Source organism: Flagellimonas sp., assembly GCF_965215805.1.
In the GTDB taxonomy this organism is placed as follows: Bacteria; Bacteroidota; Bacteroidia; order Flavobacteriales; family Flavobacteriaceae; genus Flagellimonas.
Window position 1 is genome coordinate 2,333,201 of sequence record NZ_OZ244124.1, and the last position, 16,557, is coordinate 2,349,757.

General features: G+C 42.8%; 16 protein-coding genes. 8 read left to right on the forward strand and 8 right to left on the reverse strand.

Going from position 1 to position 16,557, the window contains the following annotated elements:
- Positions 1-6 precede the first annotated feature (6 nt).
- The 7 genes from ACOOE0_RS10280 to ACOOE0_RS10310 all read left to right on the forward strand — a co-directional run bounded on the left by ACOOE0_RS10280 (position 7) and on the right by ACOOE0_RS10310 (position 6,160).
- Entirely contained in the window at positions 7-1,962 is a 1,956-nt protein-coding gene (locus tag ACOOE0_RS10280; RefSeq protein ID WP_420398840.1) for a thiamine pyrophosphate-dependent enzyme, read from the forward strand.
- A gap of 188 nt (positions 1,963-2,150) precedes the next feature.
- Complete coding sequence (locus ACOOE0_RS10285) at positions 2,151-2,597, forward strand: YHS domain-containing (seleno)protein (protein WP_420398841.1); 447 nt, start codon at positions 2,151-2,153, stop codon at positions 2,595-2,597.
- Positions 2,598-2,710: 113 nt separating this feature from the next.
- On the forward strand, positions 2,711-3,364 hold the full coding sequence (locus ACOOE0_RS10290; protein ID WP_420398842.1) for a LysE family transporter: 654 nt from the start codon (positions 2,711-2,713) through the stop codon (positions 3,362-3,364).
- A 5-nt stretch (positions 3,365-3,369) separates the two neighbouring features.
- On the forward strand, positions 3,370-3,855 hold the full coding sequence (locus ACOOE0_RS10295; protein ID WP_420398843.1) for a DinB family protein: 486 nt from the start codon (positions 3,370-3,372) through the stop codon (positions 3,853-3,855).
- Positions 3,843-4,568, forward strand: a complete 726-nt coding sequence (locus tag ACOOE0_RS10300) for an NRDE family protein (RefSeq protein ID WP_420398844.1) — start codon at positions 3,843-3,845, stop codon at positions 4,566-4,568. Before ACOOE0_RS10295 ends, ACOOE0_RS10300 begins: the two co-directional genes overlap by 13 nt.
- 158 nt (positions 4,569-4,726) lie before the next feature.
- Positions 4,727-5,608: a D-alanine--D-alanine ligase gene (locus tag ACOOE0_RS10305; RefSeq protein ID WP_420398845.1), complete on the forward strand. Its 882-nt coding sequence runs from the start codon at positions 4,727-4,729 to the stop codon at positions 5,606-5,608.
- Positions 5,609-6,160: a hypothetical protein gene (locus ACOOE0_RS10310; protein WP_420398846.1), complete on the forward strand. Its 552-nt coding sequence runs from the start codon at positions 5,609-5,611 to the stop codon at positions 6,158-6,160.
- Here the strand turns inward: ACOOE0_RS10310 and ACOOE0_RS10315 are convergent.
- The 4 genes from ACOOE0_RS10315 to ACOOE0_RS10330 form a co-directional block, all read right to left on the reverse strand.
- The gene (locus ACOOE0_RS10315; protein ID WP_420398847.1) at positions 6,152-6,904 is read right to left on the reverse strand and encodes a hypothetical protein; all 753 of its coding nucleotides are present in this window, start codon (positions 6,902-6,904) and stop codon (positions 6,152-6,154) included. The two genes, ACOOE0_RS10310 and ACOOE0_RS10315, sit on opposite strands and share 9 nt — an antisense overlap.
- Positions 6,905-6,983: 79 nt before the next feature.
- On the reverse strand, positions 6,984-7,970 hold the full coding sequence (locus tag ACOOE0_RS10320) for a YpdA family putative bacillithiol disulfide reductase (RefSeq protein WP_420398848.1): 987 nt from the start codon (positions 7,968-7,970) through the stop codon (positions 6,984-6,986).
- The gene (gene rpe, locus ACOOE0_RS10325) at positions 7,970-8,629 is read right to left on the reverse strand and encodes a ribulose-phosphate 3-epimerase (RefSeq protein WP_420398849.1); all 660 of its coding nucleotides are present in this window, start codon (positions 8,627-8,629) and stop codon (positions 7,970-7,972) included. The genes ACOOE0_RS10320 and rpe overlap by 1 nt, the downstream gene beginning before the upstream one ends.
- A 63-nt stretch (positions 8,630-8,692) precedes the next feature.
- Positions 8,693-10,906, reverse strand: coding sequence for a DUF5916 domain-containing protein (locus ACOOE0_RS10330; RefSeq protein WP_420398850.1), 2,214 nt, complete (start codon positions 10,904-10,906; stop codon positions 8,693-8,695).
- 65 nt (positions 10,907-10,971) lie between these two features.
- Here ACOOE0_RS10330 and ACOOE0_RS10335 point away from each other — a divergent pair, with 65 nt between their 5' ends.
- Entirely contained in the window at positions 10,972-11,100 is a 129-nt protein-coding gene (locus tag ACOOE0_RS10335) for a hypothetical protein (RefSeq protein ID WP_420398851.1), read from the forward strand.
- Positions 11,101-11,130: 30 nt separating this feature from the next.
- Here the strand turns inward: ACOOE0_RS10335 and ACOOE0_RS10340 are convergent, their stop codons facing one another.
- The 4 genes from ACOOE0_RS10340 to ACOOE0_RS10355 form a co-directional block, all read right to left on the reverse strand.
- Entirely contained in the window at positions 11,131-11,880 is a 750-nt protein-coding gene (locus tag ACOOE0_RS10340) for a LytR/AlgR family response regulator transcription factor (protein ID WP_420398852.1), read from the reverse strand.
- Between the two features lie 14 nt (positions 11,881-11,894).
- Positions 11,895-12,959, reverse strand: a complete 1,065-nt coding sequence (locus ACOOE0_RS10345) for a sensor histidine kinase (RefSeq protein ID WP_420398853.1) — start codon at positions 12,957-12,959, stop codon at positions 11,895-11,897.
- 291 nt (positions 12,960-13,250) lie between these two features.
- Positions 13,251-14,114: a sigma-70 family RNA polymerase sigma factor gene (locus ACOOE0_RS10350; protein WP_073180565.1), complete on the reverse strand. Its 864-nt coding sequence runs from the start codon at positions 14,112-14,114 to the stop codon at positions 13,251-13,253.
- 160 nt (positions 14,115-14,274) lie between these two features.
- Positions 14,275-16,497, reverse strand: coding sequence for a polyribonucleotide nucleotidyltransferase (locus tag ACOOE0_RS10355; RefSeq protein WP_420398854.1), 2,223 nt, complete (start codon positions 16,495-16,497; stop codon positions 14,275-14,277).
- Between the last annotated feature and the right edge of the window lie 60 nt (positions 16,498-16,557).

The window sequence follows — 16,557 nt, forward strand, 5'->3', positions numbered from 1 at the left end:
CGATCTATGGCCACTTCAAAGAAAAAAGTATGGTACAAAGTACTGGATAACAAAAATGAGTTGCCTGAAGGAAGGGTGAAAACCGTTACCGCTGCGCACAAGGGCATTTGTCTTACGCATTTCGAGGGCAAATATTCTGCTTTGGATAACAAATGCCCCCATCAGGGAGGTCCATTGGGTGAAGGTTCCATTGAAAATGGAATGCTCCGTTGTCCCTGGCATGGTTGGGACTTTCATCCCCAAACCGGGGTTCCGCCAGGGGGTTATGATGATGGGATTGAAACCTTTGAAGTCAAAGAGGAAAACAATGCCATTTATGTGGGAGTGGAGGAGGAAGTACCCCATGAAACCACGGTTTCGGACATCATGGTAGAGACCATGGTCAACTGGGGAGTGACCAAGGTTTTTGGAATGGTGGGACATTCCAATTTGGGTTTTGCGGATGCCATGAAGCGTATGGAGCAAAAAGGCAAATTGAACTTTTATGGAATTCGGCATGAAGGGGCAGCTGCTTTCGCAGCTTCGGCTTATGGAAAATTGACAGGGAAGCCAGCCGCATGTTTCTCCATAGCAGGCCCTGGTGCTACCAATATGTTTACTGGAATGTGGGACGCCAAGGTGGATAGAGCCCCTTTATTGGCATTGTCAGGTCAGGTGGCTACCCAAGTAGTAGGAACCGGAAATTTTCAAGAAGTTGACTTGGTTCAGGCTTTTGGAAGTGTGGCTGAATTTAACCATAGAGTCCAAAGTGACAGTAGACATGCCGAGTTGATGTCTCTGGCAGTCAAGCACGCCATTCTTAAGCGGGATGTTTCCCATTTGACCTTTCCCGATGAGGTTCAGGAACGAAAAGCCAAGCCTTATGCCAAGGCAAAAACTCCAGAAAAGCGAATGACCACACTGGAAATTGCTCCACCAAAAGAGGCGGTGAAAGAGGCAGTGGCTTTAATCAAAAAAGCCAAAAGACCCGTAATTATTTTGGGACATGGAGCCAGGGCGCATAAAAAACAACTGGCTGCTTTTGCTGAACAATTGAACGCACCAGTGGTGACCACCTTTAAAGGGAAGGGCCTTATTTCGGACCATCATCCCTTGGGAGGAGGGGTTTTGGGCAGGAGTGGAACCCCAATTGCTTCATGGTTTATGAACGAATCAGATTTGTTGATTGTTTTTGGTGCCTCCTTTTCAAATCACACGGGGATTACCCCTAAAAAACCGATTATCCAAGTGGACTTTGATCCCTTGGCGCTAAGTAAATTCCATAAAGTTGAAGTGGCCGTATGGGGTGAAATCTCCAGAACTTTGGAAATTTTTGAGGAAGAACTAAAATCAGGCGTAAATGCTCTGGATCAAACCAAGGAAGTGGCTGAGCGCTGGAAAATATGGAAAGAGGAGAAGGCCAAGCGCCTTTTGGAAATTTCAGATAATGGGGTGAGTTCAATTGCGGTCTTTGACGCCATGAATCAACTAACCCCTGAAAACGCTGTAATGTGTGTTGATGTGGGGAATAATGCCTATTCTTTTGGGCGCTATTTTGAATCCAAGGAGCAGGATTTTCTAATGTCAGGTTATTTGGGTTCCATTGGTTTTGCCTTGCCTGCGGCCATGGGGGCATGGACGGCTGTTGGGGAAGAGAGGCCTGTTGTAGCTGTTGCCGGGGATGGCGGTCTCTGTCAGTACTTGGCTGAAATCACCACCTTGGTCAAATATAAAATGCCCATAAAATTGATTGTGTTGAACAATCATGAACTGGGTAAAATATCCAAAGAACAACGTGCTGGGGAATTTGATGTATGGCAAACCTCGCTCTCCAATCCTAATTTTGCCGAATTTGCCAGGTCCTGCGGTGCCTGGGGTAAGCGTGTGGAAAATCAAGAACATTTGAAGGCTGCAATGGAGGAACTTTTTGCAGAAAACGGCCCAGCTGTTTTGGAAGTGATCACTGATGTGAATCTGATTTAAGTGGCATCTTTCCATTCCCATTTGTCGGTGGGAATGAAAGGAATCTCTTGGCATAAAGACATAATATCATATATAGTCCAACTCCTTGAACGGGTTAGGGGGGATGGAAAAAACCAGGGACTGGTACCAGATAGGTATTGATATCAACACCGGTCAAACACTAGATAAAAAATCTTCAATCTATTAATATGAAAAGAATACTGATTTTAGCATTTTTCTTTATGGGAGCCCTAATCTATGGGCAATCCAAGCATGTAAACACCAAAAAAGGGTATGCGGCCAATGGCTATGACGTAGTTGCCTATTTTAATGGCGAGGCAGAGGAAGGAAGTAAAAAATACAAGGCAAACCATGCAGGGATTGACTATAAGTTTTCATCCGAGGAAAACTTGAATGCTTTCAATGCCAATCCAGATAAATTTGTTCCCCAGTATGGCGGGTATTGTGCCTATGCTGTTGCGGTTTCAGGTAAAAGGGTTAACGTTAATCCCGAAACCTTTGAAATTCGGGATGATAAACTCTATTTATTCTATAATTCCGGAAACACAAACACTTTGGAGCTTTGGTTGAAGGAATCCCCGGAAAAACTAAGAACCAAGGCGGATCAAAACTGGAACAATCTCATTGCCGATTAATCTTAAGCTTAGGTTAAATTTGCAATTCTTCGCTTCAAATTTGGTTTAGGCTGTTAGGTATCCCTATTTTAGAGACTATAATAAACAATGTTTTAGCGAACACTTGTTGTCAAATGAATAAGCACGCAAAGGTTGGTTTTTATGGTGTATTGGTTAGCTTTCTGGGAGCATTGCCCTTGGGAACGCTTAACCTCACCGCCTTTGATATTGCCGCTTCCCAAGGTTTAACTGCTGCTATTTGGTTCGCACTGGCCGTAGTACTGGTAGAGTTGACCGTGGTTAGACTTACCTTAATTGGAAACGAACACTTGCAATTTGGGGAGAAGTTTTCATCATATCTCATTCTATTGGGAATTGCGTTGTTATTGTATCTGTCAATTTCCAGTTTTCAAGCTTCGATGCGTTTGGCAAATGTGGAGCAACAAGTCACAGCCTTGCCCAAGATAAGTTCAGCCTTTGTACTAGGATTGTTGTTAAGTGCCCTTAATCCTTTACAAGTTCCCTTTTGGATGACATGGAACAGGGTACTCTCCAACAAAGGAGTGCTTAAAAGTACCAAGGGTCACTACAATTTTTATCTGGCTGGGATAGGATTTGGATCCTTATTGGGTCTTGGGGTTTTTATTGCGGCAGGAAAATTCATTTTTGCCAACTACGGTAACTATACCATGATAACCAACTTATTTATGGGATTGCTCTATTTGGGCTTCGCTATTTATCTCGGGTATTTGTTGCTTAAAAAACGTCTTAATCTAAAAATTCAATAAACCTTATGTTCAGGTCTTCCATTAACACATTGGAACAATTCAAAGAAATTCTGCTGCAACTGCCAGACGGATGCTATACACATTCTTGCGCTGTGCTTTCCAAAAGCAGTATAGGTCAACATACGCGCCATATCATTGAACTGTATCTATGTCTTCTCAAAGGATATCAGGATGCTGATGTGTCCTACGACAATCGGGAAAGGAACAAACGAATAGAACAGGAACTCCCATTTGCCATTGAGCAACTTGAATTGATACAGGAACATTTGGAGAAACCGAACAAAGCCGTTAAGGTCACCTATGAACTTTGCGGGGAGAAGACTTGTTTGGAATCCAATTACTTTCGTGAGGTAATGTACAACCTGGAACATACCATTCACCACCACGCCTTAATCAAAGTAGGCATACAGCATTTCACCCAAATGGAGCTTCCGGAATCGTTTGGAGTGGCTCCATCCACGCTTCAATACAGACAGGCATGTGTACAGTAAGCTATATATCGCGACAAGGACGTTGTTTTATCACATCCAACAGGGATGAGCATATCTCCCGTCCGATAGCTTTGGAACCCCGGGAGCAAATTGTCAATTCGGTTAAACTGTTGTTTCCAAAAGATCCACAAGCTGGAGGTACCTGGTTTGCCATCAATGAATTTGGAGTGGTAGCCGTATTGTTGAATGGTGCCTTTGTGAACCACGAACGCAAATTACCCTATGTTAGGAGTAGGGGTCTGATTTTGTTGGATGTAATCGCCAACTCTGAACCACAGGTAGTTTTACAGACCATGGAATTAAAACAGGTTGAACCTTTTACCTTGGTTTTGTATGATGGTGCCGATTTGTTGGAACTTCGATGGGATGGAGAAAAGAAACGTCTAAAGCAGTTGGATGCTGGAAAAGACCATATCTGGTCCTCTGTAACTTTGTATGATGAAAAAGCCATTGCTAGGCGCGAATCCTTGTTTGAAGATTTCATTGCCACTACTGAAGAAATTACAGAGTCCGATATTGTTGATTTTCATTCCAATAACCACCAGGATTTTGAAAATGGCTTTATTATCGACCGAAATACGGGCCTAAAAACCTTTAGCGTAACCCAAATGGTTTTGGATCAGGACCAAATGGCCATGCAACATTTCGATTTGTTGAATGATCGGAAATATTATATCCCATTTTCACCCAAAACATTGGAGACCTCAAAATGAGCTCGTGGAAGTTAAAATGGCATAAATTAACGCATTGGGAGTATTGGCCTTTATGGGCTATATATTATCCGCTGTTCCCGGTGTGGCTTTATTTTTCCTTGAAAGCCCGTTCCTTTTTCTTTTTCAATGCAGCCAATCCGTCTATGAAAAATGGGGGTATGGCAATGGAGTCCAAAATGGATATTTATAAGCTGATTCCCCAAGAACATATCCCGCAAACCCTATTTGTTTCTAAAGAGGCTGATCCAGCGATGAAGCTAGAGAAAATTCTGGATAGTGGTATATCCTTCCCATTTATTGCAAAACCGGATATTGGAATGAAGGCTTTCGGGGTCGAAAAAATCCATAACAAGGATGAATTTCAAGGCTACTTTGCAAAGACCCCTGAGAATTTTTTAGTGCAAGAACTTATTCCACACACCAAAGAGGTGGGTATTTTTTATGTCCGTATTCCTGGGGATGAAAGTGGTAAAATCACTGGAATAGTATCCAAAGAGTTTTTGTCCGTTATTGGTGATGGCAAAAGTTCCATTGAGCAGCTTATCAAGAAAAATCCAAGAAGTCATTTGCAGCTAAAAGCACTGCAGAAAAAGTTTGGAGCTGAGTTAAAGCAAGTGTTGGCCCTGGACGAAGAATTTATCTTGGTGCCTTTCGGGAGTCACACCCGCGGAGCCAAATTTGTGGATATTACCCATAAATTGAATGAGGGGCTATCCAAAACCATTGATGGTATATGCTCCAGAATGAACGGCTTTTACTATGGTCGTTTGGATGTCCTTTACCATTCTTTGGAAGACCTTGCGGAAGGCAAGAATTTCAGCATTATTGAAATTAATGGGGCAGGGGGAGAAGCCACGCATATTTATGACCCAAAACATTCCCTGTTTTTTGCTTGGAGGGAAATTACCAAGCATTGGAATTATATGAACAAAATCAGCATTCTGAACCACCAAATGGGTCACTCTTATTTGAGTTTTAGGGATGGAAGGGAAATGCTGCGGGCCAATGGTGCCCTGGAGGCCCAATTAAGAGTGATTTGAATGGACAAAAGAGCACTTTTAGGTTTGTTTCTAATGATCGGTATGTGGTATTCACATGCGCAGGAGACAGCTGTTGGTGTTTCTTTTCAAGTATATCCGGCCGGTTTTATCCCAACCTTGAATTTTGAACACGCGGTAAACGATAATACTTCCCTACTGTTTAGGGCAGGAGCAAACTTTGCAGATAGAAAGGATTTCAGTGATGTCAACATATCCGAAGAAGGTGATGGTTTTGGGGGCACTTTGGGGCTTAGGAAACACTTTCCCTCTGGTAACGGAAAGTTTATTGCGGGCCTAAACTTGGATGTTTGGAGCATGCATATCGATTGGACGGATATGGGGCCTGCAGATGGAATCATTTCGGGAAGTACCTACGTTCTTGTAGTTCAGCCTTGGCTGGAAGGAGGATACTTTTTGCCTTTCAAAAAGTCGAATTCGGAGATTGGACTTACGTTGGGGTTCGGTAGGGAAATCAATGCCATTACCAGTGGTGAAGAAGTGGAACAAGGCTTTATTGCAAGTATATCCCTTCAGTATTTGATTTTACTCTAGATTTTTATAACGTGCCAAGGCCTCATGGAAAAATTGCACTCCCATATCCTGGGTTAAACCTGATACGGGCAATACTGCACCCTTGAATGCATCATTTACCCATTTGCCACGAGTCAGGGATTTGAAGGCCCAGGTGCGGAGGGCGTCGTGGCCACGATACCCGCTAATGTATAGGTAAAGGTCATCAACAAGAGTGTCGGGGATGGCCATTCCCAAGCCAATCGACTTTCCAGAACCGTCATTTAAGGCCGTAAAGGCCCCAGTATCAAAATGGTGTGGCCAGATTCGGATTTCCGAAACCAATTCTTCCTTTTCCAGAAAAGAAGCCAAAGCCTGTTGTGCCAAGGTTCTGGATTGAATTAAATGTTCTACTTGATCTGCATTGGAGAACTCAAATTGGAAATTTTCGTCCAGATTATAGGGCAGCGAATAGTGCAAATCAAAGCGATAGGACGGTAAACCCAATTGTTCTGACGTTTTCTTCAACCATGTTACAACTTCTTCATGACCTTTCCCTCTTAAATCCAGAGAAAGTGCTTCTTTGGTAGACCACGCTAATGAAAACTCCCGGTAGTTTAAGAATAATTGCGTTCCAGTTGAATCCAGTGGCCAGGTTTCCAAGCGCGCTTTGTCTACTGAAAAACCAAGATTGGTATGGCTATCATCTGCTTTTTTCTCCAAGAAACTAATACCGGAAGTGGCTAGGTATTGGGCAGCAAGATGCAATTGTTGAAGCATTTCCATGGCGATATCTTATAGGTACTCCCTTAAAAATACGGAATTTTGGAATGCGTTTGAAACGGTTGTCGGACTTTGGTCTTACTCAGGATTTCTGTACCAATTGCATTTTTTCTACAATGCTGTTGATGATGATGGGAGCGTGAATTCTTGAATTCTCAATAAACCATTTATGGGTTTCCATGCCCCCGCAGATCACCCCGGCCAAAAACAAACCTTCAACATTGGTTTCCATGGTATCGGGATTGTAATTGGGAAGTTTTTTATCGTCATCGGATAACTCAATACCCAATTGCTCCAAGAACTCGAAATTGGGCATGTAACCGGTCAGGGCAAGCACAAAGTCGTTTTGGAGATTAAGCTCTCCTTCTGGGGTATTTACAATGATTTCGGTCTCTTTTATTTCCTTGAGGTTGGAATTGTAGTAGGCCTTTATGCTCCCTTCCTTAATCCGATTGATGATATCGGGCCTCACCCAATATTTAACCCGTTGCCCCACCTCAGGACCACGGATGATCAGGGTTACTTCGGCTCCCTTCCGCCAGCATTCAAGTGCGGCATCTATGGCAGAATTGCTAGCTCCCACAATAGCCAGTTTTTGACTGGCATAAAAATGGGGATCCTTGTAGTAATGGGATACTTTGGGTAGATCTTCTCCAGGAACATTGATCTTGTTGGGGAGATCGTAAAATCCTGTGGCCACAATAATGTGTTTCCCTCTGTATTCGGATTTATCTGTTTGAACCCAAAATTCATCCACTTCCTTTTTGACCTGAAGCACTTTTTCGAAAAGATGGATGTTCAATTGGTTGGAAGTAACAATTCTCCTATAGTATTCCAGGGCTTCGTTTCGTTTAGGCTTGGCTTCTTTACTGATAAAGGGGATTTCATCAATCTCCAATTTTTCAGAAGAAGAAAAAAATTGCATGTTGATGGGGTAGTTGAACAGCGAATTGACGATAGGACCTTTCTCGATGATCAAATACGTTAAGCCTTGCTTTTTTGCCTCCAGCCCACAAGCGATGCCAATGGGGCCACCACCAACAATAATAATATCAAAATTCACCTGCATTACGCAATCTGTTCTTTTAAAGCTTTTATGGTCGCGGTTGGATCATCACTCTTAAAAACAAAGCTTCCAGCCACTAGGACATCTGCCCCAACTTCCACTAGCTTCTTGGCATTGGTCGCATTTACCCCTCCATCAATTTCAATTAGGGTGTTGGAATTCTTTTGTTCGATCAGATTTTTTAGGTCTGCAACCTTTTGATAGGTGTTTTCAATAAAGGATTGACCGCCAAATCCTGGGTTAACGCTCATCAGGCAAACCAAATCAATATCTTGGATCGTGTCTTCCAATAATTTTATGGAAGTGTGAGGATTCAAGGCCACCCCAGCTTTCATGCCTTCGGCCTTAATGGACTGAAGCGTTCGGTGCAAATGATTGCAGGCTTCGTAATGTACAGTCAAATTATTGGAACCTAAATCTGCAAAGGTTTTGATATATCGGTCGGGGTCAACGATCATTAGATGTACATCCAAGGTTTTTTGGGTGTGTTGGGCCATGGCCTTGATCACAGGCATCCCAAACGAAATGTTCGGGACAAAAACCCCATCCATTATATCCAAATGAAACCAATCGGCCTCACTTTGGTTTACCATTTCAATATCTCGTTGTAAGTTGGCAAAGTCGGCTGCCAAAAGGGAAGGTGCAACTAATTTTTTATGCATCGGATTAAAACTTACACAAAAATAGCGAAATGATCTGGCTTTAAACCCTAGGGAGAAAGTTTACTATAACCAATAGGTGACCTTCAACACCACAGATCTGTTTTTGATTCCCAATCCAGCAGTATCGTGGTTTTCATTATAGATCAGAAAAATGTCCGACATGGGACTGTAACGCCATTGCAGACGGGAGAAAACACTCACATTGTCACCTTGGGTATTGTATTGCACCACGTTACGAAGAAATAGTTTGTTGGAAAAACTAATATCCCCGTTAAATCTCATGAGATGAATCTTATCCTCCCCATAACCTTCGGCCAGACGGATGTCGTTGTAATCGTATGTAATCCCAAAACTACCCCAAGGTCTTAGTCGGTATGAGCCTTCCACCATGGCGCCGTTGCGTGTTCCATTGAAGAATTGCCCGTAAGCAAGGTTGGCTTTCCAGACAAACTTCTTGCGCACATCCGAGCTATAACGAAGTTCTCCCCACGGAAAGTTGTATTCGCCAATTGGAATGGGCGTAAAATCATCTCCCAGTAGGGAAGTGGGGAACATTAGATCCACTTTTCTAAAGCGCGTAAGTACGATCATACGAGCTGTATTCCGATATTCAAAGTCCCAACCTACATTGTTCTGGCTCTCATTAAAAGTTCCGTCTGAATTGAGATAGAGGTTGTGCCACGTCCTAAGCCCGTGGTAATTCAACTTTTTGTTTTCATCTTCCACAAAAGTCAAATACCGCAGCCATGGGTTGATCAAGGTGTAACCCAATCTCACAGTTTCCTCGGTCTCCGCATTGTAGTTCTCCAGTCGCGGATTGATTCCCAATTCTGTGATATAATTATCCCCAACAACATTGAGGGTCCAGCCAGTCCGCAAGCGCTTCGAGCTGTAGTAACCATCAAAACCGTAAAAGTGGGTGTCTTTATGATTTTCAGGGGTAATGGAGGTATGGTACAAAAAAGTAGTGTTCAGTTTCCCACTTTCAGACACATAACTGAATTCCAATCCAGCATTTCTGGAGTACTCCAGTTCTTGGGTATTGCTGGTTGCCTGCCGATTGATAAATATGCCTTTGATCACGGATCGTTTCAAAACTTTCTGTTGAAACGCACCAACACTGTAGTTTTGGGCAGCAAACTCTCCTGTTTGTCGGGTTTGAACGTTCATAACTCCAATACGTAGGTTGGGGGAGATGTTACCCGTTAAGCGTCCACCAAAATCGATGGGAATGGCTTCCCCGTCCATAATACCGATTCTTCTGGAGAAGAAGGGTTTTACGTCGTAGGTTCCAAAATTGGAGAATACATCATTGTTTTCCAGAAAGAAGTTCCGCTGCTCAGGGAGGAATATGTTGAAACGGGTAATATTGGTCACCTGTTGGTCCACATCGGCATTGGAAAAATCGGGAAATAGGGTCAAATCCAAGTTTAGGTTGCTGGTCAGTGCAATTTTGACTTCCCCACCCAAATCGCTGTTCAACTGCGCTTCCAATTCTTCGCTATCTTCAAAATCGCGAATGGATGAGGAGGTCACATATGGATTAAAAATAAAAGTACCTTTTGCCTTTTCGGGACTTCGGTCCCATTGCAGGGAGCCCATATAGTTCATGCTTATGCCATTAAAATTTACAGGAAACTGTGTCCATGTGGTATAGGCGTTGTTTTGTTTATCCCCACGAACAAAATTGATGCCCCAAGTACTTTGGTTTGGGTTGTATCGCAAGGTTTTAAAGGGAATGGCCATCTCAACAAGCCAGTATCCTGGATACTGGGCGGTTTTAGAGGCCCATTTGTTATCCCAATTTTCAGAAAGCCAGGTCAGGGATCCCTCAATGGTTAGGCTACCTTCTGTTTCGGCGCCGCCAGCGGTAACCCCAAAAAAGAATCCACTTTGTTTGGTATTCACGGGATCCAGAACCAGGGAGAAATTATCACTGCCCCAGTAGTCCTCATCACTATCCCTTACCAATGATTGCACAATCCGTTCCCCATTGTCAAAGCACTTCGCCAAAAGGTATAGGTTCTGATCATCGTAGGTCAGTTTTACTTCGGTTTGGTTTTGGGCCTGACCTACATCAGAAGGCCAGTGATTGAAAAATTGGCTCACCGGTAGATGATTGTCCCATTCGTTTTCCCCCACGGCAGCATCCAAGGTAATAGGATGCGTAGTTTTTTTGATGTGGTATTGGTACTGCGCCCTTGTGTCGACACTGCCGTTTTGGGAAAAACCAAGTATTGGAATCAATAAAAGCAGATGTGGCCAAATGGTTTTCATGAACCGTTCGTTTTTTGATTGATGATGATGACATCAAAGAACCATAGTCAAAAAGGCAATAACAAATGCTCCTTGGGAATGTAGGGTGGGTGCTTGCGAATGACACTCAAGGGCAGTTTGGTGCCGAAAAAGACCAAAAAGAGGCTGAAAATGTAAAAGAAGAGCTGTTTGGGGCGGAATTAAGGAATGCTTAACAGTAAAAAGCCCTAAAAGTTAAAGGTATGTTAGCTCGATTTTTTCTGCAAAACGTCAAGCGCGTGTGATCGGTAATTTCTGCCAATGGGAAGTTCTTTCCCATTCACCTCTACCATGATGCTATTGAAAGCAGTGACCTTATCCAAGGCAACAATAAAAGATCTATGGGTTCTTATGAAATGGTTTTTCGGCAATTTTTCTGCCAGATAACCGATACGCTGGGTAGTCTGAATCTGGGATTTTGAGGTATGAATAATGACTTTGTCATTCAAACTTTCCAAATAGCTGATGTCAGCCAAGTCCAGCTTTACAATTTTACGCTGGGCTTTGATGTACAGCAATTCAGGTTCTTCTGGAGTAGGGTTGGAGGTTGAGGTTTCTTGGATAGGTTCGTTGGATCCCTGCCCATTTCCGCCATTGAGGTACTTATTGGCCTTGGCAACCGTTTTCATAAACCTGCTAAGAGATATGGGTTTTAGCAGGTAATCTATGGCATCCAATTCAAATGCCTTAATGGCAAACTCCCTATACGCAGTAGTAAATACTACCAGTGGAACTGGATTAAGCGATTCCAATAGCTCCAATCCGTTGATTTTGGGCATTTTTATGTCCAAAAAAACCAAATCAATTTGCTCTTTTTGAAGGTGACCGAAGGCTTCAACGGCATTGGCGCACACGGCCACAACCTCCAACTGGTCAATTTGGTTGGCATATCCTTCCAATACATCCCTCGCCAAAGGCTCGTCATCAACAATAATACATTTGATTTTTGCAGTCATAGCTTGTTACGAAGTTAGGAACTAATATCGCTTAGGTCAATTTCCAGCTTGACCAAAAAACTATCGGGTTCCTCCAAGATTTTAAGCTCGTGTTTTTCGGGGAAGAAAAGATCCAAGCGTCTCCTCACATTTTTAAGGCCAATGTTTTTGTCGCTATCCAAATTTTCTTCCAATGCTGTGGTGGCCTTGCTATTCTCAACCATAAACTGCATTTGTTGGTTCTCCAGCTTAAGATCAATTTTGATCCAGGAATCGGTAAGTAGACTATCGGCCCCATGTTTAAAGGCATTTTCTACAAAAGGCAAGAGAAGCAAAGGTGGAATGAGGCTTTCTTTGTTGTCGTCCTTGATGGTGGCTGAAATGGAAAGCTGGTCACCATAGCGCAGGCGCTCCAATTCCACCAGATTCATTAGCTGTTCCCATTCTTTATCTACGGTAATAAACTTATCGTTGCAATCGTATAGCATATAATCCAAGAACTTGGACAATCCGAGTACGGCATCTGGGGTTTTGGTAGATTTTGCCAAGGACAAGGAGTAGATACTGTTGAGGGTGTTAAATAGAAAATGGGGATGGATCTGGGCCTTAAGAAATTTCAGTTCCGTTTCCACTTTCTCCTTTTCAAGGGCTTTGTTGATTTGGTCCTTCTGATAAAAAAAGCGTTGCAGTTTAATGGACATGGCCACAAAAACGGGTGTATATACCCTAATCAGTGAATTTAGGATCTTGGGGAAATACCAGACTGGGTCTTTGCCATGCCCAACTTCATAATAGAACCATGGATAAATATATTGCCAGGTCATATACCTATCAATCAAGGCCATACTGATGGCCAAGATTAAGGAAAGCAGGATGTACATGCCCATTTTCTTGTGATACAAGTATTTGGGCATTAGGTAGTATAATGTGATATAGGTAGGGATTATTTTCCACGGGAGCAGAAACAATACTTGCAGAAACTGATCAAAGTAATTGTCCTCATAACTGCCCCAAAAAACAGTAAAAAACAGAATGTACCCCAACCAAAACAGTAGGTGGTAGTAAATCCGGTTTTTTGTGTATAGTACCTTGTCTATCATATGTTTGGACAATACTTCTTAAATATCATAAACGGTGCGAAAATTACAAATAAGCGCCCATTTTTTGGGAATTTGGGCCGTAGATAACCCGTTTGTAGCGCTAAATGTTCATTTCTTAACGGGAATGGAATGGGATAAAATGAAAAAACTCCGGTAATCAGCCGGAGTTTATTCATCAATCAAAAAACGAACAGTCATGATAAACTGTTGTAGGATTACAAATTACAACTTTCTTGCCAAAAAAACAATTTGGGCTTTATTTAACTGTAATTTGTGCGGATAATCTTATAGTTATCCCAAATAAGTCTTTAAAATTTTACTTCTAGAGGTATGTTTTAACCTTCTAATAGCTTTTTCCTTAATCTGGCGAACCCTTTCCCTGGTAAGGTCAAATGTTTCACCAATTTCTTCCAATGTCATGGAATGTTGCCCGGCCAAACCAAAGTAAAGGCGGATAACATCGGCCTCTCTCGGTGTCAAGGTCTCTAACGCCCGCTCAATCTCGGTACGCAGGGACTCGTGCAACAATTCTTTATCTGGATTTGGGGATTCCCCACTTCGCAACACATCATAAAGATTGGAATCTTCCCCGTCAATCAAAGGGGCATCCATGGATACGTGTCGTCCTGAATTTTTCAGGGATTGCTTTACGTCTTCCACGGTCATGTCCAATTCCTTGGCAATTTCCTCAGCTGAAGGAACACGCTCATGTGCTTGCTCCAAAAAAGCAAAGGTTTTATTGATTTTGTTGATGGAACCAATCTTGTTCAAAGGCAAGCGAACAATACGGGACTGCTCTGCCAATGCCTGTAGAATGGACTGACGAATCCACCAAACTGCATACGAAATGAACTTAAATCCACGGGTTTCATCAAAACGCTGTGCAGCCTTGATGAGTCCCAAATTTCCTTCATTGATTAAATCAGGAAGGGTCAATCCTTGGTTTTGGTACTGTTTTGCTACCGAAACCACGAACCTGAGGTTGGCTTTAGTTAATTTTTCCAAGGCTATCTGGTCTCCCGCTTTGATTCGTTGTGCCAATTCCACTTCTTCATCGGCGGTGATCAAATCTACCTTACCGATTTCCTGTAAATACTTGTCCAACGACGCGGTTTCCCTATTGGTAACCTGTTTTGTGATCTTTAACTGTCTCATCTAATTTTCCCTTCTTTTATAATTTTAGAACCGAAGCTCATTAAGTTATACGTAGGAAATTGCAAAAAGTTACAATTTGGTAAAGTTTATTTGGATTTTTGTTGTAAAAAAGGCCCCAAGCGATACTTGGAGCCTTTAAATTCTGCTATTTGACTAAAAATTAGTCTCTTCTGGGCTTTCTGTCACGATTGCCTCCCCTGCGGTCATTGTTTCTGCGATCTCCACCACGATCATTTCTTGGTGGACGCTCTTTAAATCCTTCAGGTTTTGGCAAAAGGGCTTTTCTGGAAACCTTTTCTTTTCTGGTTCTAGGATCTAGACCGAAGTATTTCACATCAAATACATCTCCCATGTTTACCACATCCGAAACATTTTCGGTACGTTCCCAAGCCAATTCGGAAACGTGAAGCAATACTTCGTTGCCCGGAGCTTCCATGTATTCAACCACGGCTCCAAAGTCAAGCATTTTGATCACTTTTACTTCGTAAACGCTACCAACCTCAGGTTTGAACATTACCGCATCGATCTTGGCGATAACCGCATCGATACCATCTTGATCGGTACCCAAAATTTCAACAATACCTTCTTCTGTATCCGGATCTTCGTTGATAACAATGGTCGTATTGGTTTCTTTCTGCAACTCTTGGATCACTTTTCCACCAGAACCGATAACTGCACCAATATATTCTCCAGGAATGATCTTGGTAACGATTTTTGGTGCGTAGGACTTCACCTCCGGTTTAGGCTCTGCAATAGTATCCGTTAGTTTTTCAAGAATGTGCAGTCTTCCATCTTTGGCCTGCATCAAAGCTTTAACCAAAATCTCGTAAGACAATCCTTTTACTTTGATATCCATTTGGCAGGCGGTAATACCATCAGAAGTACCTGTGACTTTAAAGTCCATATCCCCTAAATGATCCTCATCTCCCAAAATATCAGAAAGAACAGCATATTTTCCAGTTTCGGTATCGGTGATCAATCCCATTGCGATTCCGGATACAGGCTTTTTAAGTTGCACCCCAGCATCCATCAAGGCCATAGTACCAGAGCAAACCGTTGCCATGGAAGAGGAACCGTTGGATTCCAATACTTCGGAAACCACACGTACGGTGTACGGGCAATCCTCAGGAATCATTCCTTTTAGGGCACGTTGGGCCAAGTTTCCGTGACCTACCTCCCTACGGGAAGTACCACGAATAGGTCTTGCCTCTCCAGTTGAGAACGGAGGGAAGTTGTAGTGCAAATAGAACGTTTCTTCACCTTCGTAAGATGGCATATCTATTTGGTTGGCTTCTCTTGATGTTCCAAGGGTTACTGTTGCCAATGCTTGAGTTTCCCCTCTGGTAAAGATGGAAGAACCATGAACAGACGGCAAATAATCAATTTCACACCAGATGGGTCTGATTTCATCGGTTTTACGGCCATCCAAACGCAATCCTTCATCCAAAGTAAGGTTACGAACGGCTTCTTTTTCTGCCTTGTAGAAATATTTGGACACCAAGCCACCAATTTCTTCCAATTCCTCTTCGGAAAAAGTAGCTTCCACCTCTTCTTTAATGGCCTGAAAAGCTTCGCTTCGCTCGTGCTTGGCGGAACCTGCTTTTGCAATGGCGTATACCTTGTCATATGTAAGGTCGTGAACCTTCTTTTGAAGATCTTCATCTTCCACTTCAGGCTCATACTCTCTGGTTTCTTTCTTTCCGAAAGCTTCAGCCAATCTTAATTGAGCCTCACATTGTACCTTGATCGCCTCATGGGCAAATTTGATGGCCTCCACCATTTCTTCTTCGGAAATCTCATCCATTTCCCCTTCCACCATCATTACAGAATCAGCTGAAGCACCGATAACCATATCAATGTCGGATTCTTTAAGTTGTTCACGGGTTGGGTTAATGATCAATTCACCGTTTACCCTACCTACACGAACTTCGGAAATGGCACATTCAAATGGAAAATCCGAAAGTTGGATAGCCGCTGAAGCCGCAAGTCCTGCCATGGCATCTGGCATTACATTCTCGTCATGAGACATCAATTGGATCATCACCTGGGTTTCAGCATGATAATCTTTCGGGAACAAAGGTCGTAGAACCCTGTCCACCAAACGCATGGTCAATACTTCCCCATCGCTGGGTCTGGCCTCACGCTTAAAGAAACCTCCAGGGTAACGTCCTGCAGCCGCAAATTTTTCGCGATAATCTACGGTAAGTGGAAGAAAATCCACATCACTTTGCTTGTAGTTGGAGACAACGGTACATAGCAACATACATTTGCCTGATTGGACAACAACAGAACCATGGGCCTGTTTTGCCAGTTTTCCGGTTTCAATAGAAATCTCTCTACCGTCACCAAGGTCTATGACCTCTTTAAAAGTTTTTGGAATCATAAATAATATCTTACCCGCCAAAATAATACGGGTCGTTAAACATTTGGTCTACCGTCTGCC

Coding starts and splice junctions, on each gene's coding strand:
- ACOOE0_RS10315 (WP_420398847.1), bottom strand. CDS start 6,904: ATGGAAATGCTTCAACAATTGCATCTTGCTGCCCAATACCTAGCCACT.
- ACOOE0_RS10280 (WP_420398840.1), top strand. CDS start 7: ATGGCCACTTCAAAGAAAAAAGTATGGTACAAAGTACTGGATAACAAA.
- ACOOE0_RS10355 (WP_420398854.1), bottom strand. CDS start 16,497: ATGATTCCAAAAACTTTTAAAGAGGTCATAGACCTTGGTGACGGTAGA.
- ACOOE0_RS10290 (WP_420398842.1), top strand. CDS start 2,711: ATGAATAAGCACGCAAAGGTTGGTTTTTATGGTGTATTGGTTAGCTTT.
- ACOOE0_RS10320 (WP_420398848.1), bottom strand. CDS start 7,970: ATGCAGGTGAATTTTGATATTATTATTGTTGGTGGTGGCCCCATTGGC.
- ACOOE0_RS10295 (WP_420398843.1), top strand. CDS start 3,370: ATGTTCAGGTCTTCCATTAACACATTGGAACAATTCAAAGAAATTCTG.
- rpe (WP_420398849.1), bottom strand. CDS start 8,629: ATGCATAAAAAATTAGTTGCACCTTCCCTTTTGGCAGCCGACTTTGCC.
- ACOOE0_RS10345 (WP_420398853.1), bottom strand. CDS start 12,959: ATGATAGACAAGGTACTATACACAAAAAACCGGATTTACTACCACCTA.
- ACOOE0_RS10335 (WP_420398851.1), top strand. CDS start 10,972: ATGCTCCTTGGGAATGTAGGGTGGGTGCTTGCGAATGACACTCAAGGG.
- ACOOE0_RS10310 (WP_420398846.1), top strand. CDS start 5,609: ATGGACAAAAGAGCACTTTTAGGTTTGTTTCTAATGATCGGTATGTGG.
- ACOOE0_RS10330 (WP_420398850.1), bottom strand. CDS start 10,906: ATGAAAACCATTTGGCCACATCTGCTTTTATTGATTCCAATACTTGGT.
- ACOOE0_RS10350 (WP_073180565.1), bottom strand. CDS start 14,114: ATGAGACAGTTAAAGATCACAAAACAGGTTACCAATAGGGAAACCGCG.
- ACOOE0_RS10285 (WP_420398841.1), top strand. CDS start 2,151: ATGAAAAGAATACTGATTTTAGCATTTTTCTTTATGGGAGCCCTAATC.
- ACOOE0_RS10340 (WP_420398852.1), bottom strand. CDS start 11,880: ATGACTGCAAAAATCAAATGTATTATTGTTGATGACGAGCCTTTGGCG.
- ACOOE0_RS10305 (WP_420398845.1), top strand. CDS start 4,727: ATGGCAATGGAGTCCAAAATGGATATTTATAAGCTGATTCCCCAAGAA.
- ACOOE0_RS10300 (WP_420398844.1), top strand. CDS start 3,843: ATGTGTACAGTAAGCTATATATCGCGACAAGGACGTTGTTTTATCACA.